This window comes from Streptomyces sp. NBC_00310 (assembly GCF_036208085.1).
GTDB lineage: Bacteria > Actinomycetota > Actinomycetes > Streptomycetales > Streptomycetaceae > Streptomyces.
In genome coordinates this window covers 3,435,785-3,459,457 of the sequence record NZ_CP130714.1, presented here as the reverse complement: position 1 = coordinate 3,459,457, position 23,673 = coordinate 3,435,785, and the positions used below count along the sequence as shown (strand labels likewise).

The following is a 23,673-nucleotide window of genomic DNA, read 5'->3' as shown; positions in this document are numbered from 1 at the left end:
GCCACCGGGGACGGGCCGACGGCGCCGGGAGGCCGTCGGCCCGAGTGCGGGGGCCGGTGCTGTCAGACGGTGGTGACCTGCAGGTGCTTCACCCCGTTGATCCACGCCGAGCGCAGTCGGCTGGGCTCGCCCACGAGCCTGAGGTTCGGCATCGCGTCGGCGATCGCGTTGAAGATGAGGTCGATCTCCAGGACGGCCAGGGACTTGCCGAGGCAGAAGTGCGGGCCTCCGCCGCCGAAGCCGAGGTGGGGGTTGGGGTCGCGGGTGATGTCGAAGGTGTCGGGGTCGGTGAAGACGTCCGGGTCGTGGTTGGCGGAGGCGTAGAAGATGCCGACGCGGTCGCCCTTCCTGATCGGCTTGCCGCCGAGTTCGACGTCCTGGGTGGCGGTGCGCTGGAAGGAGTTGACCGGGGCGGCCCAGCGGACGATCTCCTCGGCCGCCGTCGCGGGGCGCTCACGTTTGTAGAGGTCCCACTGGTCGGGGTGGGTGAGGAAGGCGTGCATGCCGTGGGTGATGGCGTTGCGGGTCGTCTCGTTGCCCGCGACCGCCAGCATCAGCACGAAGAAGCCGAACTCGTCGGAGGTGAGGTTGCCCTCGTCCTCGGCGGCCACCAGCGTGGTGACGATGTCCTTCGCCGGGCACTGCTTGCGGTCGGCGGCCATGTTCATGGCGTAGGCGATGAGTTCCATCGCCGACTCCTGGCCGACCTCCTCGGTGATGGCGTACTCGGGGTCGTCGTAGGAGATCATCCGGTTCGACCACTCGAAGATCCGGATGCGGTCCTCCTGCGGGATGCCGATCAGCTCGGCGATGGCCTGCAGGGGGAGTTCGCAGGCGACCTCGGTGACGAAGTCGAACGGGCCGGCGTGGGCGACCGCCTCCCGGGCGATGTTCAGGGCGCGGTGGCGCAGGTTGTCCTCCAGCGCGCGGATCGCCCTCGGGGTGAACACGCGCTGCACGATCTGGCGGACCCGGGTGTGCTCCGGCGGGTCCATGTTCAGCAGGATCAGGCGCTGGGCGTCGATCGCGTCGCGCTCGATGTGCTCGTTGAAGCGGATGATCGCGGTGTTGACCGTCGAGGAGAACAACTCGGGGTGCGTGGAGACGTACTTGACGTCCGCGTGCCGGGTGACGGCCCAGTAGCCCTCGTCCGCGAAGCCCGCGATGCCGGGTGCCTGCGGGATCCAGTGGACCGGTTCCGTACGGCGCAGTTCGGCGAACTCCGGGAGGGGGACACGGTGGTGCAGCAGGTCGGGGTCGGTGAAGTCGAACCCGTCGGGCAGCGCTGGACAGGGCATCGGCGACTCCTGACGGAGCATCAGATACAGGGAATTGCGGTGACCGTAGTAACGGGTTCTACAACTAGCAAGGGGTACGGGCCCTTCAGTCGGCCTTTCGGTCGGCTTTTCAGTTGCCGCACGCCCCTTGCGGTCCCGGAGCCGGGCTCAGCAGACTGCTCAAGAGAACTAGAACGCGTACTAGTTCTGCGTGGCGGGCCGGGCCGGGACGCCCCGCGCCGCGCGGGTAACCGTTGAGAGGAATCCCCATGGCCGCGGAACCCGTGATCGTCGAAGCCGTACGCACCCCCATCGGCAGGCGCGGCGGAGCGCTCGCCAACCTGCACCCCGCCTACCTGCTGGGCGAGACCTACCGTGAACTCCTCGGCCGCACCGGCATCCCCGCCGACTGCGTCGAGCAGATCGTCGGCGGCACGGTGACCCACGCCGGCGAACAGTCCATGAACCCCGCGCGCACGGCCTGGCTGACCATGGGCCTGCCGTACGAGACCGCCGCGACGACGGTCGACTGTCAGTGCGGCTCCTCGCAACAGGCCTCGCACATGGTGGCCAACATGGTCTCGGCGGGCGTCATCGACGTCGGGATCAGCTGCGGGGTCGAGGCCATGTCCCGGGTGCCGCTCGGGTCGGGGTCCAAGCACGGGCCCGGGAAGCCGTTCCCGGAGGAGTGGAACGTCGACCTGCCGAACCAGTTCGAGGCGGCGGAGCGGATCGCCCGCCACCGGGGGCTCACCCGGGAGAACGTGGACGCCCTCGGGCTCGTCTCGCAGGAGCGGGCCGCCGCCGCGTGGGCCGAGGAACGGTTCAAGAAGGAGACGTTCGCCGTCCAGGTGCCGACGACCGAGGCGGAGCAGGGCGCCGGACAGGGCATGTGGCGGCTCGTCGACCACGACGAGGGACTGCGCGACACGTCCATGGAGGCGCTGGCCCGGCTGAAGCCGATCATGCCGACGGCCGTCCACACGGCGGGCAACTCCTCCCAGATCAGCGACGGCGCGGCGGCGATCATGTGGGCGTCGAAGCGGATGGCCCGCGCGCTGAAGCTGCGGCCCCGGGCGCGGATCGTCGCCCAGGCGCTGGTCGGCGCGGACCCCCACTTCCACCTCGACGGGCCGATCGACGCGACCAAGGCCGTGCTGGGGAAGGCCGGGATGTCGCTCAAGGACATCGACCTGGTCGAGATCAACGAGGCCTTCGCGTCGGTGGTGCTGAGCTGGGCGCAGGTCTTCGACCAGGATCTCGCGAAGGTGAACGTCAACGGCGGAGCGATCGCTCTAGGGCATCCGGTGGGTGCGACGGGCGCGCGGCTCATCACCACCGCGCTGCACGAACTGGAGCGGACGGACAAGGAGTTCGCTCTGGTGACGATGTGTGCGGGGGGCGGGCTGGCGACCGGGACGATCATTCAGCGGTTGTGACCCGCCGCCGGTCGACCGCGGTGCGGTGACTGTGGTCGGATCGACTGCGGTTCGATCGACTGCGGTTCGGCCGACTGCGGTTCGGCCGACTGCGGTTCGGCCGACTGTGGTTCGGTGGCTGTCCGGCTGTCCGGCTGTCCGGCTGTTCCGCGGCCGGCGTCCGGAGACCGAAAGGGCCCTGCTGGTCGTCCCGCGGCCAGCAGGGCCCTTTCCCGTGGCGGCCCGTCCCCCGTGCCGCCTCGTTCCCCCGTGGCGGCTGGTCGTGCCGCCCCTTTCCCCCGTAGCGGCAAGTCCCCCGTGGGCGTGCCGCTCCGTCCCCCGTCGTGCGCGGCCCCCGTACCGCCCACACCACTGATTCCACCGGGTCGCGCATTGTTAGGCAGGGGGGTCGAGCCTGCCAAACAATGGCCGGACGCGATCTCTCCGCTTGGGTGGCCGAATGCGTACGTTGGTTGTCCGGGACGGTGTGGGTGCGGTGGGAGGGGAACAGCGCGGTGGCGGGTCGTCGTGAGGTGCCGGTCGATCCGGGGGCCGGGCCGGTGCAGCGGTTCGCGTTCGAGTTGCGGAAACTGCGGACCGAGGCGGGCGGTCTCACCTACCGGGCGATGGCCGAGCAGGCGGGCTACTCGATCACCACCCTCTCCCAGGCCGCGGGCGGCGAGCAGTTGCCCACGCTGCCGGTGGCCCTGGCCTTCGTACGGGCCTGCGGCGGCGACCCGGCGGAGTGGGAGATCCGGTGGCACCAGGCCGTCGAGGAGGCCGCCGCCTTCGACCCGGAGAACGACGGGGCGGGCGCCGAGCCGCCGTACCGGGGGCTGGCCCGGTTCGAGACCGACGACAGCGGACTCTTCTTCGGCCGGGACCGGCTCACCGCCGACCTCGTGGACCTGGTGCGCCGCCGCCGGTTCGCGGCGGTCTTCGGCCCCTCCGGCATCGGCAAGTCCTCGCTCCTGCGCGCCGGTCTGATCCCCGTCCTGCGGGAGTCCGAGGAGCCGGACCTGCGACCGTCCGCGATCCAGATCCTGACGCCCGGCGATCAGCTGTCCCGCACGCATGAGCTGCTGCGGGAGGGGAGCGGACCCGGCGACGGCACCGGCACCGGTGACCGGCTCGTGGTCGTCGACCAGTTCGAGGAGGTCTTCACCCTCTGCCACGACCCGGCCGAACGCGCCCGTTTCATCGACCTGTTGCTGACCGCGCGTGACCCGGAGAACCGGTTGCGGGTGCTGGTGGCGGTGCGCGCGGACTTCTACGGCCGGTGCGCCGAGCACCGTGAGCTGGCCGAGGCGCTGGGCGACGCCAATCTGCTGGCCGGGCCGATGAGTTCGACGGAGCTGCGCGAGGTCGTCGTCAAACCGGCCGCGGCCGCCGGGCTGACCGTGGAGCGGGCGCTGACCACCCGGCTGGTCGAGGAGATCACCGACGCGCCCGGCGGGCTGCCGCTGCTGTCGCACGTCCTGCTGGAGACCTGGCGGCGACGCCGGGGCAAGACGCTGACCCTCGCCGGGTACGAGGCGGCCGGTGGCCTGGACGGGGCGATCGCCAAGACCGCCGAGGACGTCCACAGCCGGTTCACCGAGGGCGAGGCGGCCACGGCCCGCCGGGTGGTGCTGCGGCTGATCTCCCCGGGCGACGGCACGCCCGACACGCGCCGGCCCGCGGACCGGGCCGAGTTGGAGACCACGGGCACCGGCCGGGAGGAGGTCGCCCAGGTGCTGGAGGCGCTCACCCGGGCCCGCCTCCTCACCCTCGACGGGCCGACCGTCGAAGTCGCCCACGAGGCGCTCCTCACCGCCTGGCCTCGCCTGCGCGGATGGATCGAGGAGGACCGGGACCGCCTGCGCGCCCACCGGCAACTGACCGAGGCGGCCCGCGCCTGGGAGGAGTTGGGCCGCGACGCGGGCGCGCTGTACCGGGGGAGCCGGCTCGTGACGGCGCGGGAGTACTTCGCGGGCCCCCGCCACACCGACGACCTGACCGACCAGGAAGCCGCCTTCCTCACCGAGGGCCTCGCCGCCCTCGACCAGGAGGAACGCGCCCGCGCCCGGACCACCCGCCGCCTGCGTGTCCTCGTCACCTCCCTCGCCTGCCTCCTGGCCCTCGCGCTGACCGCCACGACGGTGGCCTACTGGCAGCGCCAGAGCGCCCTGGACGCCCAACGTGCGGGACTCTCACGGCAGTTGGCCGCCCAGTCCGCCGCCCTGCTGGACAGCGACACCGACCTCGCCTCGCTGCTGGCCATCAAGGCGTACCGGACGAGCCCCACCCGTGAGGCCACCCGGAGCCTGTACGCCGCCGCGGCCGTCCCTCTGGAACGCCGGCTGACCGGCCACACCGGAACCGTGTCCGCCCTGACCTACAGCCCCGACGGAAAGACCCTCGCCAGCGGTAGTTTCGACGGCACGGTACGGCTGTGGGACCCGGCGACCGGACGTACCCGGAAGGTGCTCGCCGGGCGTGCGGACGCGGACGGCCCCGACCTGGTACGCACCGTGGCCTTCGGCCGGGACGGCAGGACCTTCGCCACCAGCCACGGCGACGACGCGCGGCTGTGGAACCTGGACACCGGACGGGTACGGGCCTCGGTCGCCGTCCGCGACCCCGACGACGACAACATGGCGGCGGTGGGCTTCGATCACGACGGACGCGCGCTGGCCGTCACGGAGGCCGGGCAGGTGCTGGACGTGGCCACCGGCCGCGTCGCGACCACCCTTCAGGGCCCCACCGGTCTGGAGATGGCGGTGGCGTTCTCCCCCGACGGACGCACCCTCGCCACCAGCACCCGGGACCACACCGCGCACCTGTGGGACCTGGACACCGGCCGCGTGCTGTTCGCCCTCAAGAGCAGTACCGGCGTGGTCAGTTCACTGGCGTTCGACTCCGACGGGAAGACCCTGGCCACGGGCACCGAGGACGGCACCGTCCACCTGTGGGACGTGGCCGACGGCAAGCAGCGGACCACCCTCACCAGCGCCAGCAGCCGGGTCGAGTCCATGGCGTTCGACCCGGACGGCAGGACCCTGGCCGCGGGCAGCTACGACGGCACGGTACGCCTGTGGGACCTCTCCACCGGACGCGCCGACACCACGCTCACCGGCCACACCCGCCCGGTGATGTCGGTGGCGTTCGACCCCGACGGGAACGAACTGGCGACGGGCAACGAGGCCGACAGCTTCGGCGGCGGCGACGTCGGGATCCGGCTGTGGAACGTGGGCACGAACCGCCCCCGCGCCACGCTGGACGTCCCCGGCGGAGACCTCCAGTCGGTGACGTTCAGCCCCGACGGCGACACCTTCGCCACCAGCAGCGTCCGGATGAGCGCCGACTTCAGGGACACCACCGCCTCGGTACGGCTGTGGGACACGGCCACCCGCCGCACACGAGCCGTGATCGACAAGGGGCTGACCCATGCGGGGCCGGTCCTCTTCAGCCCCGACGGCAGGACGCTCGCCCTCACCGACGACGCCCGGGCACAGCTGTGGGACGTCCGCACCCGCCGCCAGCGGATCACCCTCCCCGGCCGGTTCGTCAACGGGATGGCGTTCAGCCCCGACGGCCGGACACTGGTGACGGTGGGCGACGGCCTCGTGCTGTGGGACACCGGGACCGGGCGTCCCCGCGTCGAACTCCCCAAGGTCGAGGAGGGCTCGCCGCTGGCGTTCAGCCCCACGGGCGACGTCTTCGCCACCACCGGAGGAGAGGAGGGGGAGATCCGGCTGCGCGACCCCGCCACCGGACGCGTCCGGTCCACGCTCACCGAACCCGACGGCCGCCCCACGCCCGAGGGAGCGCAGGACGACCCCTTCAGGTGGTTCCGGCAGGTGGAGTCCATGGCCTTCAGCCCGGACGGCCGCACGCTCGCCTCCGCCAACTCCGACGGCACGGTACGGCTGTGGAACACCGGTACGGGAGACCTCGACGCCACCCTCACCGTGAGCCTCACGGAGGGCCCGGTCGCGCTGGCGTTCAGCCCCGACGGCCGTACGCTCGCCACGGCCGCCGGCAGCACGGTACGGCTGTGGGACACCACCACGCGGTACGCCCGTGCGACCTTCCCCGGAGGAGGCGCGGCGAGGCTGGCGTTCAGCCCCGACGGCCGCACCCTCGCGGTCGGCGACCACGCCGACCGCCTGCGCCTGTGGGACGCCGCCCTGCCTCTCCCGGCCGAGGCGGTCACCGGCATCTGCCGAGCCGTCCACCGCGAACTCACCCGGCAGGAGCGGGCCCTGTATCTGCCGGACCAGGAATCAGGCGGTGTGTGCTGACGAGACCCAGCCGAGGAAGGCGCTGAACGCGGCGGGCGTCAGGGTGAGTCGGGGGCCCACCGGGTTCTTGGAGTCGCGAACGGCGACGGTGGGCGAGGGCGAGGGGGCTGCGGCGACTTCCACGCAGTCGCCGCCCTGGTCGCTGCTGTGGCGCGACCTACGCCACCGGGTGCCCGCCGGGACGGCGTTGCTCTCCATGACGGCCCTCCATCACCCGTCGGATCAGCTCCGCCGAGTCCCTGAGGGAGAGGGCGGCGGCCTGCAGATGATCGTAACGAAGCGAGCAGTCCCTGACGGTGTCCAAACCGGCGGTCGGATGCCCGCTCCCGTAGCCCTCCGTGTAGACGACGTCCGGGTCGCGGTCGAAGCGGTAGAGGTTGAACGGGCCGGTCAGTCCCGCGTGCGCCCCGGCCTCGAAGGGCAGGATCTGGACGTTGATCCGGGGGTTGTTCTCGAAGGCCAGCAGTTTCAGCAGCTGGCCCCGCATGACCTCCGGCCCGCCGATCCTCTGGTGCAGCGCGGCCTCACCGAGGACGGCCCACAGGACGGGCGGCTCCTCCTTGTCGAAGACGCGCTGACGGGCCAGTCGTACGGCGGTCCGGTCGTCGAGGTCCGTCGCGTCCAGGGCGCCGAGTACGGCACGGACGTAGGCCTCGGTCTGGAGCAGGCCCTGGACCATGTGCGTGTGGAACGTGTAGATCCCGGCGGCGCGTGCCTCCAGTTCGGCGACCTGCTGGAACCAGACCGGAAGTTGATGGCGCATCACCAGGACGGCGAGCCGGGACAGCATCCCGCCCGTCTCCAGCGCCACGTCCACCCGCTCGCTGAACTCCAGCGTCGGGCACTTCCTCGCCGTCTCGATCTGTCCGACCAGGGACGTGGCGCACCCGAGGATCTCCCCCAACTGCTTCTGCGTCAGGCCCGCCGTCTCGCGGCAGCGCCGCAGCTCGTAGCCGTAGTAGTCCAGTGGTGACGCGCCGGGATCGAGGGTGTGGATCTGGGTCACGTGCGGTCCCCTCTTCTGAGCTTCAACTCACTCTTTAACAGAATGTGTATGGTCTGTTGCTGACCGTAGTCGCGCCGGGTCGGTCTTGTGGGGTGAACGCACACTTTCCCCCTCCTTCTGGGCGCCCCGCCCGCCCAGTACCGGATCTGCCTCACCGTGGGTGAGCACTCCGCGCATCACATCCGCCGCATCGTCCGGTCGATAGAACGACCGGGAGATGGCGGAGCTGGCGGACGTCGTCGAACTGGGCGTGACCGAGCTGCTCGCCAACGTCGGGCCTCGTGCTGCTGGACGCGGTGGCGGACAAGCGGGGGCGGGGCACCGGCTCGCCGGCGGCAAGGCCGTGTGGTTCGAGTGCCGGGGTGACGACAGTGGCTGTCGGTAGTGCGCGGGGCGGGCGAGTCGGGGATGATGTGGGATCTTCGGAAGGGCCCGGGGCGTGGGGCAGGTCAGGGGGTGCGGTGGAGGCGTTCGAGGCGCTGGAAGCGGGGGATCCGGAGCAGGTCGGGCGGTACCGGATCGTGGCGCGGCTTGGTGCGGGCGGAATGGGCCGGGTGTATCTGGGGCGCTCGCCCGGCGGCCGGGCGGTGGCGGTGAAGGTGGTGCGCTCCGAACTGGCCGAGGACGGCGAGTTCCGGCGCCGGTTCGCCCGGGAGGTGGCCGCCGCCCGACGAGTCAACGGGGTGTTCACCGCCGGTGTGGTGGACGCCGATCCGGACGGGTCGCCGGCATGGCTTGCGACGGCGTATGTGCCGGGCGTCGCGTTGGGCGATGCCGTGACCGCGCACGGGCCCTGGCCGCAGGGCCCGGTGCTGGCTCTCGGCGCCGGCCTCGCCGAGGCGCTGGAGGCGATCCACGCGGCCGATGTGGTCCACCGGGACCTCAAACCGTCGAACATCCTCCTCGCGGCGGACGGACCACGGGTGATCGATTTCGGGATCTCGGTGGCTCACGAGGCCAGCGCTTTGACCCGAACCGGCATGGTGGTGGGCACGCCGGGGTTCATGTCCCCCGAGCAGCTGACCGGTAGGCCGATCGGGCCCGCCAGCGATGTCTTCTCCCTCGGGGCGGTGCTGGCATTCACCGCGACGGGATCGGGGCCGTTCGGGACCGGCTCGGGGCATGCCCTGAGTTTCCGCGTCGTCTACGAGGAACCCGACCTGCACCAACTCCCGCCCGTTCTGCGGCCCGTGGTGGCCCGCTGCCTGGCCAAGCAACCTGACCGGCGTCCGGCGGTGGCGGTGCTGCTGGAACAGCTGGCGGAGGCTGCCGCCGAGGAGGCAGGGAAGGCTGAGGCCGCCGGAGTGGCCGCCGCCGCAGCGGCTGTCACCCACACACCCACCCAGCCGGGCTGGCTCCCCGCACCGGTCGCCGCGACCCTGCACTCACGCACCACCACGCACGGGCCCACGGTCCCACCAGCACCAGCACCAGCACCAGCACCAGCACCGACACCGGCATCAGCATCAGCGCCGGCATCAGCATCAGCGCCGGCACCGGCATCAGCACCAGCACCGGCATCAGCGCCGACACCGGCACCCGCGCCGGCACCAGCATTGGCACGGCAGCCCGACCCCGCTTCCGTACCGGCTCCCACGTCGGCGGCACTGACCGAGACGTCCGAAGCCGAGACGTCCGAAGCCGAGACACCCGAAGCCGAGCCCTCGCCCAAGAGCCCGGAGGCGGCAGTATCCGGTGGCGGCCCGGCCGCGCCCCCGGCCGGGCCGACCCGCCGACGGGCCCTGCGCGGCCTCGGCGGGGCCGCCATCGCAGGACTCGGCTTCGCCGGCTGGAAGCTCAGCGACGGCGACTCCTCCGCCAAAGAGCCCGAGGTCCTGCCCGGTTCCAGCCGAAGACCCAGCGCATCTCCCACGCCCACTCCCGCCGCCCCGTCCGGCGTGGAGCGGTGGAGATTCGCCACGGGCGACTTCGTGTTCGCGTCGCCGATCGTCGCCGACGGCGTCGTCTACATCGGCGGCGACACCGACGACCTGTACGCGCTGGACACCGAAACCGGCGTACGGCGGTGGACGTTCACCACCGGTGCGGACGTGAGTTCGAAGCCGACTGTCGCCGACGGGACGGTCTACGTGGGCAGTGAGGACAGCAACCTGTACGCGGTGGACGTAGGCACCGGCAAGCAACGGTGGAAATTCCTCACAGGCAAGGGCGGAAGCTCGTCGCCCACTGTCGTCGACGGCGTGGTGTACGTCGGCGGCGGGGGCGATGTCACGTACCGCTTCGGCGGAGGCGGCAACGACTACGAAGACGGCTACGTGTACGCGGTCGACGCCGGCACCGGCAAGCAGCGGTGGAAATTCACCACCCACAGCCGAGTCGAGGAGTCGCCGACCGTTGTCGACGGGGTGGTCTACGCCTGCAGTTTGAGCGGCACCGCGTATGCGGTGGACGCCGACACCGGTAAGCAGCGGTGGGAATTCGCAACCCCCGGCTATCTGGAATCAGCCGCGGCCGTCGTCGACGGCGTGGTCTACATCAGCAGCGGGGACAGAAACCTCTACGCGCTGGACGCCGCGACCGGCAAGCAGCGATGGAAATTCGCTACCGTCAACGTGAGCGCGCCGACGGTCGTCGATGGGACGGTCTACTTGGGTGACGGGAACGGCGACTTGTCCGCCGTGGACGCCGGCACCGGCACGCAGCGATGGAGATCCCGTATCGTCAAAACCCACGGCCTGAGCGCGCCGACTGTCGTTGGCGGGATGGCCTACGTGGGCAGCGGGGACGGCAACCTGTATGCCGTGGACGCCGGCACCGGCGAACAGCGGTGGAAATTCCGCACCGGCAGCCCCGTGTACTCGACGCCCGCCTTCGCCGACGGAGTGGTCTACATCAGCAGCCAGAACGGCGTCCTGTACGCGGTGACGTAGTAACCGGCCGACGTGAGCCTCGGGGCATGGGGAGGCGCCTGCGGCGGCCGGGGCGCGGACCTCGGGGAGGGCGTCAGCTCGCGAGGTTGCTGAGGGTGGAGGACCAGGCGTGGTCGCCGTAGCCGGTGACGACCTGGTCCTTCTTGAGGGACTTGGTGCCGGCGCTCTTGAACTTGGGCGTGGCCGTCCAGGTGGTGAGGCCGTCCATCATGTTGGCCTCGGCGTAGAGGCGGCTGGTGGACGGCTTGATGGCGAAGGCGGCGTTGAAGTTCGCGCCCCGGTGGCTCGCCTTCGTGCCCTTGCCGGTCACGTTGCCCTGCTTGGTGGTCTGGTAGGTCAACTCCGTGGTCACCGAGGTGACCGGGATGTTGAAGATCCGCTCGGTCGTCGTGACCGTCAGGGTGATGGACTTGGTGGTCTTGCCCGGGCGGGAGGCGGCGACCGTACGGCCGGTGAAGACGACGTCCTTGTTGTAACGGACCGTCTTCTGCTTGGCCAGGCCGGGGGTGTCGCCGTGCTGGGTGACGCTGAACGCCCTGTACACCTTGGCGTTCTGCAGATAGCCGACGAACGCCTTCTGCTTGGCCGAGGGCAGCTTGCCGAACGCCTTGCGCGTGTCGGAGGCGCCCGGGGCCTTCTGCAGCCAGCTCTTGTAGGCGGCCACGGTCAGCTTCGCGGGCGCCTTGGGGGCCACGCCTTCGGCCTGCCCGGCGGCGAACGCCTGGCCGGACCCGCCGAGCAGGGCGATGGAGGCGGCTGCGGCGATCGCGGTCGCGGCGATGCGGTTGCTGTGGTTGCGCACGGCGAATTCCCCTCGTCACACCAGTTGTTACTGGTGCGCTTGTTGTTCTTGGTGTCGCGACGAAGCTACGGGCGCGCGGGTCCAGGCGGAATTGTCACTTCGGGCACTGCCTGCCGGGACAGTGCCCGAAGAAACGGCTCTGGGCGCCGGGCCGCTCGGCGGCGTGTACGGCGAAGGCGGCGGCCCGGGGGTCGGGGGCCGCCGCCTTCGGCTGGGAAAGCTGTGCCGGTTGCTGATCAAGCGTGAGTGCTGATCAGTACCAGTTGTTGGCCTGCCAGAAGTTCCACGCGCCGCAGGGGCTGCCGTAGCGGTCCTTCATGTAGTCCACGCCCCACTTGATCTGGGTGGCGGCGTTGGTCTTCCAGTCGGAGCCGGCGGAGGCCATCTTCGCGCCGGGGAGCGCCTGGACCAGGCCGTAGGCGCCGGAGGACGAGTTCGTGGCGTTGACGTCCCAGTCGCTCTCGTGGTCGACGATGTTGGAGAAGCACTGGTACTGGGCCGAGTCCGCGATCATCTTCTTCGCGACAGCCTGGGCCTGAGAGGCGTCCGACGCGGCCTGGGCGGGCGCGGCGGCGAGCAGGGCACCGGTGGCGGCAGCGGCCAGGGTGGCACCGGCGAGGGCCTTCTTCGGGGAGGCGATGCGGCGGAGGACGGAGATGGTCACGGGGATCCTTTTCTTCGGGGATGTGGCCGTCGCGGGCATGCCTTCACCACGTGAGGTGTGGTGGGGGGCGTGCGTCGGCGCCGAGGCCCGGGTGGGCACGTCGGCGCCGTTGCGACTCATCCAGAGAAACAGCCGGAGCGGCCGTCCGCAATGACCCCTTTTGCTAGTGGAAGTCGTATGCGCGCCAGGGGCCCCTCCTGTGACGTGGCTCTCACGCCGCAGGTCAGCCCACATAACACCGTGTGCATGTCACGTACTTCGATCTACGAGCCCGCTTCGTATGTGACGTGCGTCCTGTGGGGTGGTTCACGGCTCGTGCGACGGACGGTGGACGGGGCGTCACCTGTCCGTCATCGGACGGGCGGGGTGAAGGTGACCGCGCTCTCGAACGCGGCCCTGCGGGTGGCCCGGCGCAGTGCCTTCAGCACCGGGGTGCCGAGGGTGAGGGTCAGGACGACGGTGACGACCGCGCGGCCGAGGTCCCAGCCGAGGGACGTGGCCAGGCAGTACGCGACGAAACGCGCGAGGTTCGTGGCCGGGCCGGCCGCCCCGTCGAAGGCGATGTTCGACGCGAGCGTGTCGATGAAGGGCCAGCCGTAGAGGTTCATGACCGTGCCGTACGCGAAGGCGGCGATGAAGCCGTAGACGGCAAGCAGGGCGAGTTCGGCACGGCCGCGCAGACGGTGTGCGCCCGGCAGCAGTCCGGCGCCCATCGCGAACCAGCCCATCGACAGCATCTGGAACGGCATCCACGGGCCCACCCCACCCGTGAGCAGCGCCGACGAGAACATCGTCACCGCGCCGAGCGTGAAGCCGAAGCCGGGACCGAGGACACGGCCGCTCAGCACCATCAGGAAGAACATCGGCTCGATTCCGGCGGTCCCGGCCCCGATGGGGCGCAGCGCCGCGCCGGTCGCCGCGAGCACCCCGAGCATCGCCACCGCCTTCGCCCCCAGCCCGGCCTCGGAAAGTGTCGCGCCGACGACCCCGACCAGCAGCACGAGCAGTCCCGCGAACAACCAGGGGGCGTCCTTCGCGTGCGCGGTCACCTGCGACCCGGGGTCCGCGAAGAAGGGCCAGCCGAAGGCCGCGGCCCCGATGAGACTGACGAGGAGGAGGGCGGCGATGGTGCGGGGGGAGAGGGGGACGGGGCGGCTCATGGCTGCTCCCCCGGGGTGGGTGCGCCCTGCCGCGGCCGTGCCCGTCCCGCCGCACGCAGAGCACGTCGTACCTGGGCCGTGGTCAGCCACGGCTGCGGCGCGAGGATCTTCGTCACCTGGGGGGCGAAGGACGGGGAGCCGACGACGACCTCGGGGGTGGGGCCGTCCGCGACGACCTCGCCGTCGGCGAGGATCACCACGCGGTGGGCCAGCTCGGCGGCCAGTTCCACGTCGTGGGTGGCCAGGATGATGGCGTGGCCCTCGTCGGCGAGGGCGCGCAGGGTCGTGACCAGGCGGGACTTGGCCGCGTAGTCGAGACCCCGGGTCGGCTCGTCGAGGAGGAGCAGCGGCGGGCGGGCCGTGAGGACGACCGCGAGCGCGAGGGCCAGCCGCTGCCCCTCCGACAGGTCGCGAGGGTGCGTGTCGTCCCCGATCCCGGGCAACAACTCGGAGACGAGCGCCCGGCAGGTGCCCGGCTCGGCCCCCGCGTCCCGGTTGGCCGCCGCGCACTCCGCCGCGACGGTGTCCGTGTACAGGAGGTCGCGGGGTTCCTGCGGTACGAGTCCCACGCGGCGTACGAGGTCCCTGGGCGCCGTGCGGTGGGGCGTCAGCCCGCCCACGCGCACCGAACCGGCCGCCGGTGCCACCAGGCCGACGAGGGCGGAGAGGAGCGTGGACTTGCCGGCGCCGTTGCGGCCCATGAGGGCGATCGTCTCGCCGGGGGTGACGGTGAGGGTGACGTGGGTGAGGGCGTGGACTTGGCCGCGGTGGACGTGGAGGGCGTCGACCACCGCCGGGGCGGCGTGAGTTGAGGGGGTGTCAGGGGTGTCAGGGGTGTGAGGAGTGTCAGGGGTGGTTGGTGTGGCTGGTTTGCGGAAGAGGCGGCGGAGGAGTGGGGGTGTCGGAGCCGGGGAGGGCTCGGGGGGTTCGGTTGTGGGCGGGGTGCGGGTGGGTCGTGGCTGGTCGCGCAGTTCCCCGCGCCCCTTCAGGGCGTGGGTGGCGGCCGGAGTGTGCGTGGCCAGGGTTTCCCGTAGGGGTCCCGATCGGCGGCGGGCGTCTCGGACCGTCAGGGGCAGGGGGGACCAGCCCGCCAGGCGGCCCAGGTCCACCACCGGGGGGTACACCGGGGAGATCGCCATCATCTCGGCGGGGGTGCCCAGGGTCAGTGGGTCGCCGGGGGCCGGGAGGAGGGCGACCTGGTCGGCGTACTGGACGACGCGTTCCAGGCGGTGTTCGGCCATGAGGACGGTCGTGCCGAGGTCGTGGACGAGTCGTTGGAGCACGGCCAGGACCTCCTCGGCGGCGGCCGGGTCCAGTGCGGAGGTCGGCTCGTCGAGGACGAGTACGCGCGGGTGCGGGGTGAGGACGGACCCGATGGCGACGCGCTGCTGCTGGCCGCCGGAGAGCGTGGCGATGGGACGGTCGCGGAGCGCGGCGAGCCCCAGCAGGTCGAGCGTCTCCTCCACCCGGCGCCGCATGACATCCGGTGCTATGCCCAACGACTCCATCCCGTAGGCGAGTTCGTCCTCGACGGTGTCCGTCACGAAGTGGGACAGCGGGTCCTGTCCCACCGTGCCGACCACGTCGGCGAGTTCACGTGGCTTGTGCGTACGGGTGTCCCGCCCGGCCACCGTGACCCGGCCGCGCAGGGTGCCGCCGGTGAAGTGCGGCACGAGCCCGCTCACCGCCCCGAGCACCGTCGACTTGCCGACGCCCGACGGGCCGACGAGCAGCACGAGTTCGCCCTCCGGGACCTCGAAGTCGACGCCCCGGACGGTGGGTTCGGCCGCTCCGTCGTACGTCACGGAGACATCCTCGAAGCGGATCATGCGGTTTCCTTCGTCGGCGGGGCGGAGTTCGGGGTGGGCGCCGAGGGGGCGGAGTCCGAAGTGGGCGTCGGTGGGGCGGGTGTCGGTGGGGCGGTGTTCGGCGGAGGGCCGGATGGGGCGGCGGGCCTCGGCGGGCCGGGTACGACGAACGCGGGGAGCAGGCCCAGCAGGATGGCGGCGGCGGGCCGGAGGGGGAGGTCCGGCCGGGTGAGGGGGACGACGGTGGGGTGGAGGGCGGCGGAGTCGTACGAGGCGAGGACGATCAGCAGTACGGCGACGGTCACGCCGGACCCGGCCACCAGCCACGCGCGCCCGCCCCACACGTCGGGCCGGTAGCGGGTGCGCGGTGAGCGACGGCCGCCCAGCCGCAGGCCCGTGAGCGCGGCGGCCAGCCCGGTGAGCAGTACGGGGAGTCCGTAGGTGCCGCCCTCGGCGGTCAGGACGCCGTACGTTCCCGCGCAGACGCCGAGCAGCCCGCCGAGGGTGAGCGCGGCGGTCGTCCGGCGGACCCGGGCGGGGACCTGTGCCGTACGGCCGTAGCCGCGCGAGTCCATCGCGGCGGCGAGCGCGACCGATCGCTCCAACGCGCCCTCCAGCACCGGCAGTCCGACGTGCAGCAGCCCACGTACGCCCCGGTCCGGCCGCCCGCGCAGCCGTCGGGCCGCCCGCAACCGCTGGACGTCCGCCACCAGGTGCGGCGCGAACGTCATCGCCACCACCACGGCGACACCCGCCTCGTAGAGGGCGCCCGGCAGCGACTTGAGCAGCCGCGCCGGGTTCGCGAGGGCGTTCGCGGCACCGACGCAGATCAGCAGGGCGGCCAGCCGCAGCCCGTCGTACAGCGCGAACAGAAGCCCCTCCGCCGTGACCCGGCCACCCAGCCGGATCCCCTGCGCCCAGCCGGGCAGCGGCACTTCGGGCAGCGTGAACAGGGTGTACGTCCCGGGGATGGGCGACCCCAGCACGACCGCGAAGCCCAGCCGAACGACCAGAACCGCCAACCCGAGCTTCACGAACGCGGCGTAGGAGCAGGCCCAGGGGGCGTCGGTGCGATGCGTCGCCACGACATACCCGGCGACCGCGATGAGAAGGGCGAGGAGCAGGGGGTTGGTGGTACGCGACGCGGCGGTGGCGAGCCCGAGCGCCCACAGCCACCAGGCGAGCGGGTGCACACCGGCGTTCCGGGTCGCCCGGACCGTTGACTGTCGCGGCGCCGGGGCGGTGTCGCGGGCCGTCTCGGTCGTGGGTTGTCGCGGTGCCGGGGCGGTGTCGCGCGCGGTCCCAGGTGGGGGCTGACGTGTCGCCGGGTAGGTTCCGCCCACGGTCGTAGCCGCGGGGGGCTGTGCCGCCGGGCCGGTTTCGTGTTCCGTCCCAGGCGCGGGCCGATGGGCCGCCGGGTCGGTATCTCTCGCTGTCGTACGTGCGGGCAGTCGTGCCGTCGGGGCGGCACGGGTGGGCGCGACGGCACCTCGTACCGCCGAGTCGCGGAACCGCCCCCCGGACGACGCCGCCCTCGGGCGCCCTGTGAACCACCGCATTGCGCCCTACCCCCGGCGCCGCCGCGCCTGCCACACCGCCGCGGCTCCCAGCGCGGCGACCACCCCCACGCCCACGAACAGCCCGACGGACGGCCCCTCTCCCTCGGCTCCCTCGTCGGAGGTGGCTGCGGGCGGCGAACTCGGGGCGTCGGTACGGGCGTCGGCGGTGGGCTCGGTATCGGTATCGGTGCCGCCGTCGACGGCGACCGCCTCACCACACCCCTTCCCCGGATAGCCGACGATGGCGCAGAGCAGCGCGTTCGTGTCGTACCGGAGCGGCTTCGCGACAGAGGCCAACGCCTCGGCCGTGGTCGCGTCGTCCGGCACCCGCGCACAGGCCGTACGCGCCGCCGGAGGCGTCTCACCGGCCGGCGCGTCCGCCGCCGTACCGAAGTCGATGACCAGCGCGACCCGCTTCTCCCCGCCCCGCGCGGCCGTACCGCCGCAGATCGCGGCGAAGTCGGCGGCTCCACGCGGCCGCGCCGCATCCGCGGAGTCCCGGCTGACGGCGAACCGGAACCCCTGCACCTCCCCGTCGGACGGCCGCGCGGTCGACGGCCCCTGCGTGGCATACGCCCAGGCCGAACCGTCCCGCTCCCAGAAGGACCAGTAGCGGTAGGCGGCTGCATGGGCCAGCCCCACGCTCCCCAGCACGAGCAGGACGCCGCAGAGCAGGAGCAACACACCGCGCGGCCGGGGCGCGAGCGCCGAGACCGACGACCTCGCGTCCGTCGACGGCGCGCTCCACGGCAACGCGGCGGACGGGAGCGGAAGCGCCGCCGACCGCACCGCGCCCGCCGGCATCGCACTCGGCGCCGACGGGCTCAACGGCCACGCGTCCACCGAAGTCGGGCCCATCGAAGTCAGGCCCATCGAAGTCGGGCCCATCGAAGTCGGGCCCACCGACATCGCGCCCGTCGCCACGGCAGTCGACCGCCGCGCGGCGGCCCTCCGGCGGCCGGTCACGCCTGCCGCCGCTTCCTCAGCACGACCCCGACGACCCCCACAGCGACGGCGACGACGGCGGCGAGCCCGAGCCCGATCGCCCACCACGCACCCGCACCCGCACCGAGACCGTCGCCGTCCTCCTCCCCGGCGGCCGCGTCGTCGTGCGGCACGGAGGAGTAGTCGTCCACGTCACGCGCCGGACCGGTGTCCTTCAGCTGGGCCACGAGGTCGGCGCCGCCGAAGTCGCGCGGATCCTCGCCGGAGGCATGCGCGGCGAAGACGAGCTGGGCGTACGCGGCCGGCCCGGCCTTGGCAGCCCAGGCACCGTAGTTCTTCTCCAGCCAGGCGAGCGGCTTCTCGGTCGCCTCCGCATCCCCGGCGGCGGCGAGCGCGACGACCGCGTCGGCGGTGTTGCCGTGGTCGGGCTGGTCCTCCGCCCCCGCGAGCGCGGACTTCAGGTAACCGTCGGCGGCGAGGACACCGGCCAGGTGGACGGCCCCGTTGTGGGCCAGATCCTCGGGGGAGTCACCCGCGACGCACTCCCCGGCGAAAGCCGCCCGAGTCCCCGCCGCACTCTCTCCCTCGGCCACGAAGCCCTCACCCAGGCTGCCGAGCACGGCGGCAGCCGTGGCATCGGCGTTCGCGGCGAGACCACCCTTCTTGTCGGGCTGGTAGGCGAAGGCGCCGGCGTCCTTCCCCTCACCCTTGCCATCCGCGCCATCCGCGCCATCCCGGCCCTTCTTCTCCCCGTCCTCCCCGTCCTTCCCATCCCCGCAGGGGAGGGCGAGGGCGCGGAGGGCGTCGTAGGGGGAGTTGCCGTTCCTCTCCTGCTTCTCGGGGGCGCCGCCCACGGCGGTCAGCGCGCCGATCACGACGGACGTCGAGTTCGCGTCGCTGGGCCCGACGGCGGTGTAGCCCCAGCCGCCGTCCTTGTTCTGGTTCTCCTTCAGCCACCGCACGGCCCGCCCGGCCTCGGCGTCCCGCCCGCCGACCGCGGCGAGCGCCTGCACCGCGGCGGCCGTGCTGTTGGTGTCGACGGCAGTCTTGGCGTCGCACGGCGCGGTGGCGTCGGCCCGGTACGCCGCGAACGCCCCGCTCGCGCACTGCTGCCCCGCGAGCCACTCCACCGCCCCAGCACCCGGCTTCTCCCCCACGGTGTCCAGCGCGAGCAGGGCGAGGGACTGCCGCCAGACACCGTCGTACGTGGGGTCGGTGGAGCCGTACAGACCGGTGGGGGTCGCCTGCGACGCCGAGGCGGAGGGAGCGGCGGAGGCATCGGAAGCCGCCTCAGAAGATGCGGAAGTCGCGTCAGGAGATGCGGAGGTCGCGTCATCGGCGAGGGCCACCGGCGCGAAACCGGTACCGAGTCCCGTACCGAGTCCCGTACCGAGCCCGGTTGTGACGGCCAGTACGGCGACTACCGCTGCGCTGCGGCGGACATTCATGATCGGCGGCTGCCTCTCCCTGACGGGGAGCCGGGCGGCACGGCGAAGCGCCGGGCGGCTCGGCTCCGTATTCCTCGACGGTGCCGTACACCGGCGGGCCGCCGGTGATGCGAGCCGGTCACGGTTCCGCACAGGGCAGTCCGACTCGCCGCCCCCTTGCCGGGGTCGGCTCACGGTTGCGGGTCAGCGCCGGATTTGCACCGGCTTCCCCCTGTACGGGCGTGATGACGACCCGGTCACTCTACCTGTCGGTAGCCAAAAGCTGAGGGCCGTCTGTGTGCCGGGATAGGTTCGCGCCATGCGTACGGGGAGACTGCTCGGGTCGGGGCGCACGGCCGACGTGTACGAACTCCACGCCGACGAAGGCGAGTCCGCGACGGAAGCGCCCGTCGCCGTCACCAGCGAGGGCACCGCCGGTGCCCTCGCCGTACGGGACGCCCGTGACGCAACCGACAGACCTACCGAACCCGGCCGACGCGACGTCACCGGCGGCCCCGGCGGCCGCGTCGGAGTCGGCGGTCCCGGCGGTCCCGGAGGTCCGGGCGGCCGCGTCGGAGTCGGCGGTCCCGGCGGTCCCGGAGGTCCGGGCGGCCGTGCCGGAGTCGGCGGTCCCGGCGGTCCCGGAGGCCCTGGCAACCGCCTCGGAGTCGACGGCCCCGGGCGGCCGGGCGGCCACGCCACGGCCTGGGTGCTGCGGCGTTACCGTGACGACTGGGGTGACGCGGCTGCCGAGGCCGAGGTCATGGAGTACGTGCGGAGCCACGGTTACCCCGTTCCGCGCGTGCGCTCGGCGACCCGTACGGAGATGGTGCTGGAGCGGCTGTCCGGCCCGACCATGCTGGAGGCCGTCGCCGCCGGCCTGCTGGACCCGGCGCAGACCGGCGCCACCCTGGCCCGCCTCCTCCACGCCCTCCACGCCCTCCCGCCCCGCGACGGCCACGCCCCCTCGGCGCCCCGCGACGGCCACGCCACCTCGGCGCCCCGCGACGACGACGCCCCCTCCGCACTCCGCGACGACGACACCCCCTCCGTGTCGCCCCGCGACGACGACACCCCCTCCACGTCGCCCCGCGCCCCGGCCACCCGCGTCCTCCACCTGGATCTGCACCCCGAGAACGTCATCGTCACGCCCCAGGGTCCCCAGGTCATCGACTGGAGCACCGCCGAGGAGGGGCCGCCCGGCCTTGACTGGGGCATCTCCGCGATGATCCTCGCCCAAGTCGCCGTCGACTCCGCCGACTTCCGCGCGGAGATGGCCCGCGCCACCCTCGTCTCCCTCCTCGCCCACCAGCACGACGGCCCCTCCGCCCTGACGGAAGAGGGCCTCGTCGAGGCGAGGCGACGCCGGGCGGCCAACCCGACGATGACCATGCGCGAAGTGGAACTCATGGGAGTCGCGGAGGAGTTGATCCGTTCCCTCACGGATCCGGGGCCGACGGCCTGAGGGCACGACGGCCTGAGGGCACGACGGCCTGAGGGCACGACGGCCTGAGGGCACGACGGCCTGAGGCGACGACAGCCTGAGGCGACGACGGCCTGAGGGCACGGCCGGCCGGATGCCTGCGCACCGCACGCGCCCGCGACAGCGTCACCACCCCCAGGACGCCAGTCCCGATGAACGCCCCCTCACACCGCCACATACGTAACGGGGTTGCTCCCTTCCACCGCCTCCGCCCGACCCAGCTTCACCAGCCGCCGTAGATGCGCCTCCGCCTCGGAGACCGCGATGTTGCGGGAGGTGAAGGGAATGTCGGGCCAGGGGCGGTTCCACTCCATGCGTTCGGCGAGTTGCCAGGGGGTGAGGGGCGAGGCGAGGAGGGCGAGCAGGTCGGCGAGGCGGGACTCGTGGTGGGCCAGCAACTCCCGTACGCGGGCGGCGGCGTCGGTGAACGCGTACTGGTGGGCCGGGAGGACCTCGGCGGGGGCGAGACGGCCGACGCGTTCCAGGGAGTCGAGGTAGTCGCCGAGAGGGTCGGTGACCGTGTCGTCGTCCGGGTCCTCGTAGAGGCCGATGTGCGGACTGATCTCGGGGAGGAGGTGGTCCCCGGAGAACAGGCGTCCGTGGCCCGGGAGTCGGGAGGGATGCGCCTCCTCCAGGTGGAGGCAGACGTGGCCGGGCGTGTGCCCCGGCGTCCAGATCGCGCGGACGCGGCGGCCGGGGAGGCCGAGGAGTTCGCCGGGGACGATCTCCCGGTCGGGGAGCGCGGGGGAGAAACCCGGCAGGGCGCGGGGGCGGCGAGGGGTGCGGAGAGAGGCGAGGTGTTCCTCGGGGGCGCCCGCGGCCGTGAGTTTGTCCGTCATGTAGGAGAACCAGCGGTCCGGGCCGGTCCCACGGGTGCGCCGGACGATCGCCGTGTCCGCCGCGTGCATCGCGATCCACGCCCCGGACGCCTCCCGCACCGCGCCCGACAGACCGTGGTGGTCGGGGTGGTGGTGCGTGATCACGACCCCGTGGATCTCCGCGACCGACGTACCGCACGCCGTCAGGCCCGCCGCGAGCGTGTCCCACGAGGACGGGTCGTCCCAGCCGGTGTCGACGAGGACCGGTCCGCGGTCGGTGTCGACGACGTACACGAGCGTGTGGCCGAGCGGGTTGTCCGGGATGGGGACCTCGACGGACCGTACGCCTCCGCCGTGATCGTGCACCTGTGTCATGCGTTCCCCTTGTCGTCGATGCCCCGATCGCCGCGCTCCGCCCACTATAACTAGAACGAGTTCCACCGGGAGGTCGGGACGATCGGTGTGCGTTCCGTGGACTCCTCTCACCGGAACTGGTATCAGTTCCCTGTCCCAATCAATCTGATGGATCGTCAGAGAACTTGCCGGCGAAGAGAACTGGCTCCGGGAGGCAGTCGGCCATGACCGAACTCGTGGAACACGGACAGTTGTTCATCGGCGGGGAGTTGACCGACCCCCTGGGCACGGACGTCATCGAGGTGGTCTCGCCGCACACGGAGGAGGTCATCGGCCGCGTCCCGCACGCCTCGCGGGCGGACGTCGACCGGGCCGTGGCCGCCGCGCGGAAGGCGTTCGACGAAGGGCCCTGGCCCCGCATGACCCTCGACGAACGCATCGAGGTCGTCACCCGGATCAAGGACGCCTTCGCCGTACGCCACGAGGAGTTCGCCCGGATCATCAGCTCCGAGAACGGCACCCCGTTCACCTCCAGCGTGATGGTGCAGGCGCTCGCGTCGATGATGGTGTGGGACGCGGCGATCACGACCGCGCGCGGATTCACGTACGAGGAGCGGCGGGACGGTGTGCTGGGCAAGATCCTCGTCCGGCGCGAGCCGGTCGGGGTGGTCGCGGCGATCGTCCCCTGGAACGTCCCGCAGTTCACCGCCGCCGCGAAGCTCGCCCCCGCCCTCCTCTCCGGCTGCCCGGCGATCCTCAAGGTGTCGCCCGAAACCCCCCTGGACGCCTACCTGTTGGCGGAGATCGCCGCCGAGGCCGGCCTACCCGAAGGGGTACTGTCCATCCTTCCCGCCGACCGCGAGGTCAGCGAGTACCTGGTCGGGCACCCGGGCGTCGACAAGGTCTCCTTCACCGGCTCGGTCGCGGCCGGCAAACGGGTCATGGAGGTCGCCGCCCGCAACCTGACCCGCGTCACGCTGGAGCTGGGCGGCAAGTCGGCGGCCGTGATCCTGCCGGACGCGGACGCGCGGACGGCCGTCGACGGCATCTCCCCCTTCGCCTGGATGATCAACGGCCAGGCCTGTGTCGCCCAGACCCGCATCCTCGTCCCCCGCTCCCGCTACGACGAGTTCGCCGAGGCCTTCGCGGCGGCCGCCTCCGCGCTGAAGGTCGGCGACCCCCTCGACCCGGCCACCGAACTCGGCCCCCTCGTCGCCCAGCGCCAGCAGCGCCGCAGCCTCGACTACATCCGCATCGGCCAGGAGGAGGGCGCCAAGATCCTCACCGGCGGCGGCCGTCCCGCCGGTCTGGAGCGCGGCTGGTACGTCGAACCGACCCTCTTCGGCGACGTCGACAACTCCATGCGCATCGCCCGCGAGGAGATCTTCGGCCCGGTGATCTGCCTCCTCCCGTACGGCGACGAGGCCGAGGCCGTACGCATCGCCAACGACTCCGACTACGGTCTCAGCGGCAGCGTCTGGACCGCCGACGACGAGCACGGCATCGACATCGCCCGCCAGGTCCGCACCGGCACCTACTCCGTCAACACCTTCAGCCTCGACATGTTCGGCCCCTTCGGCGGCTACAAGAACTCCGGCCTGGGGCGCGAGTTCGGCCCCGAGGGCTACGGCGAGTACCTGGAGCACAAGATGATCCATCTCCCGGCCGGGTACGAGCCCCCCGTCGCGGCGGCCGGAGGGACGGGAACGGCGGCGGGAACGGCGGCGGGAACGGCGGCGGGGACGGCGGACGGATCCGCGGCCGGGGAGGCGTAG

Annotated in this window: 17 protein-coding genes and 1 riboswitch; of the genes, 6 read left to right on the top strand and 11 right to left on the bottom strand. The window is 72.3% G+C overall.

The window, feature by feature from the left end; translation table 11 throughout:
* Positions 1-62 precede the first annotated feature (62 nt).
* A complete protein-coding gene (locus OG202_RS15165) occupies positions 63-1,298 on the bottom strand; it encodes a cytochrome P450 (RefSeq protein ID WP_328222903.1) in 1,236 nt (411 codons plus the stop codon).
* Positions 1,299-1,546: 248 nt separating this feature from the next.
* Between OG202_RS15165 and OG202_RS15160 the strand changes: the two genes are divergently transcribed.
* Both OG202_RS15160 and OG202_RS15155 read left to right on the top strand, forming a co-directional pair.
* Entirely contained in the window at positions 1,547-2,716 is a 1,170-nt protein-coding gene (locus OG202_RS15160) for a steroid 3-ketoacyl-CoA thiolase (RefSeq protein ID WP_326583171.1), read from the top strand.
* 494 nt (positions 2,717-3,210) lie between these two features.
* A complete protein-coding gene (locus tag OG202_RS15155; protein ID WP_328222902.1) occupies positions 3,211-6,981 on the top strand; it encodes an nSTAND1 domain-containing NTPase in 3,771 nt (1,256 codons plus the stop codon).
* Here the strand turns inward: OG202_RS15155 and OG202_RS15150 are convergent.
* Together OG202_RS15150 and OG202_RS15145 are read right to left on the bottom strand one after the other, a co-directional pair.
* Complete coding sequence (locus OG202_RS15150) at positions 6,964-7,179, bottom strand: DUF397 domain-containing protein (protein WP_328222901.1); 216 nt, start codon at positions 7,177-7,179, stop codon at positions 6,964-6,966. The two genes, OG202_RS15155 and OG202_RS15150, sit on opposite strands and share 18 nt — an antisense overlap.
* Positions 7,139-7,987, bottom strand: coding sequence for a helix-turn-helix domain-containing protein (locus OG202_RS15145; protein WP_326583174.1), 849 nt, complete (start codon positions 7,985-7,987; stop codon positions 7,139-7,141). Before OG202_RS15145 ends, OG202_RS15150 begins: the two co-directional genes overlap by 41 nt.
* A 217-nt stretch (positions 7,988-8,204) precedes the next feature.
* Here OG202_RS15145 and OG202_RS15140 point away from each other — a divergent pair, with 217 nt between their 5' ends.
* Both OG202_RS15140 and OG202_RS15135 read left to right on the top strand, forming a co-directional pair.
* On the top strand, positions 8,205-8,372 hold the full coding sequence (locus tag OG202_RS15140) for a hypothetical protein (protein WP_327729975.1): 168 nt from the start codon (positions 8,205-8,207) through the stop codon (positions 8,370-8,372).
* A gap of 76 nt (positions 8,373-8,448) precedes the next feature.
* The gene (locus OG202_RS15135) at positions 8,449-10,878 is read left to right on the top strand and encodes a serine/threonine-protein kinase (protein ID WP_328222900.1); all 2,430 of its coding nucleotides are present in this window, start codon (positions 8,449-8,451) and stop codon (positions 10,876-10,878) included.
* Between the two features lie 73 nt (positions 10,879-10,951).
* On the opposite strand, the gene OG202_RS15130 is transcribed toward OG202_RS15135, so the two are convergent.
* From OG202_RS15130 to OG202_RS15100, 7 genes are all read right to left on the bottom strand, one after another.
* Positions 10,952-11,680 (bottom strand): hypothetical protein, encoded by a 729-nt coding sequence (locus tag OG202_RS15130; protein ID WP_326583177.1) that lies wholly within the window; start codon positions 11,678-11,680, stop codon positions 10,952-10,954.
* 253 nt (positions 11,681-11,933) lie between these two features.
* Complete coding sequence (locus tag OG202_RS15125; RefSeq protein ID WP_326583178.1) at positions 11,934-12,383, bottom strand: transglycosylase SLT domain-containing protein; 450 nt, start codon at positions 12,381-12,383, stop codon at positions 11,934-11,936.
* 311 nt (positions 12,384-12,694) lie between these two features.
* Positions 12,695-13,504: an ECF transporter S component gene (locus OG202_RS15120; protein WP_326583179.1), complete on the bottom strand. Its 810-nt coding sequence runs from the start codon at positions 13,502-13,504 to the stop codon at positions 12,695-12,697.
* Positions 13,501-15,333, bottom strand: coding sequence for an ABC transporter ATP-binding protein (locus OG202_RS15115; protein WP_328222899.1), 1,833 nt, complete (start codon positions 15,331-15,333; stop codon positions 13,501-13,503). Before OG202_RS15115 ends, OG202_RS15120 begins: the two co-directional genes overlap by 4 nt.
* Positions 15,330-16,505: an energy-coupling factor transporter transmembrane component T gene (locus tag OG202_RS15110; RefSeq protein ID WP_328222898.1), complete on the bottom strand. Its 1,176-nt coding sequence runs from the start codon at positions 16,503-16,505 to the stop codon at positions 15,330-15,332. The genes OG202_RS15115 and OG202_RS15110 overlap by 4 nt, the downstream gene beginning before the upstream one ends.
* Before the next feature lie 372 nt (positions 16,506-16,877).
* A complete protein-coding gene (locus OG202_RS15105; RefSeq protein ID WP_328222897.1) occupies positions 16,878-17,744 on the bottom strand; it encodes an SCO2322 family protein in 867 nt (288 codons plus the stop codon).
* Positions 17,745-17,833: 89 nt separating this feature from the next.
* A complete protein-coding gene (locus tag OG202_RS15100; protein ID WP_328222896.1) occupies positions 17,834-19,264 on the bottom strand; it encodes a prenyltransferase/squalene oxidase repeat-containing protein in 1,431 nt (476 codons plus the stop codon).
* A gap of 122 nt (positions 19,265-19,386) precedes the next feature.
* Positions 19,387-19,474: riboswitch (cobalamin riboswitch) on the bottom strand.
* A gap of 88 nt (positions 19,475-19,562) precedes the next feature.
* Here OG202_RS15100 and OG202_RS15095 point away from each other — a divergent pair.
* Complete coding sequence (locus tag OG202_RS15095) at positions 19,563-20,708, top strand: phosphotransferase family protein (protein WP_328222895.1); 1,146 nt, start codon at positions 19,563-19,565, stop codon at positions 20,706-20,708.
* A 182-nt stretch (positions 20,709-20,890) separates the two neighbouring features.
* On the opposite strand, the gene OG202_RS15090 is transcribed toward OG202_RS15095, so the two are convergent.
* Positions 20,891-21,919 (bottom strand): MBL fold metallo-hydrolase, encoded by a 1,029-nt coding sequence (locus OG202_RS15090; RefSeq protein WP_328222894.1) that lies wholly within the window; start codon positions 21,917-21,919, stop codon positions 20,891-20,893.
* Positions 21,920-22,122: 203 nt separating this feature from the next.
* Here OG202_RS15090 and OG202_RS15085 point away from each other — a divergent pair, with 203 nt between their 5' ends.
* A complete protein-coding gene (locus OG202_RS15085; RefSeq protein WP_328222893.1) occupies positions 22,123-23,673 on the top strand; it encodes an aldehyde dehydrogenase in 1,551 nt (516 codons plus the stop codon).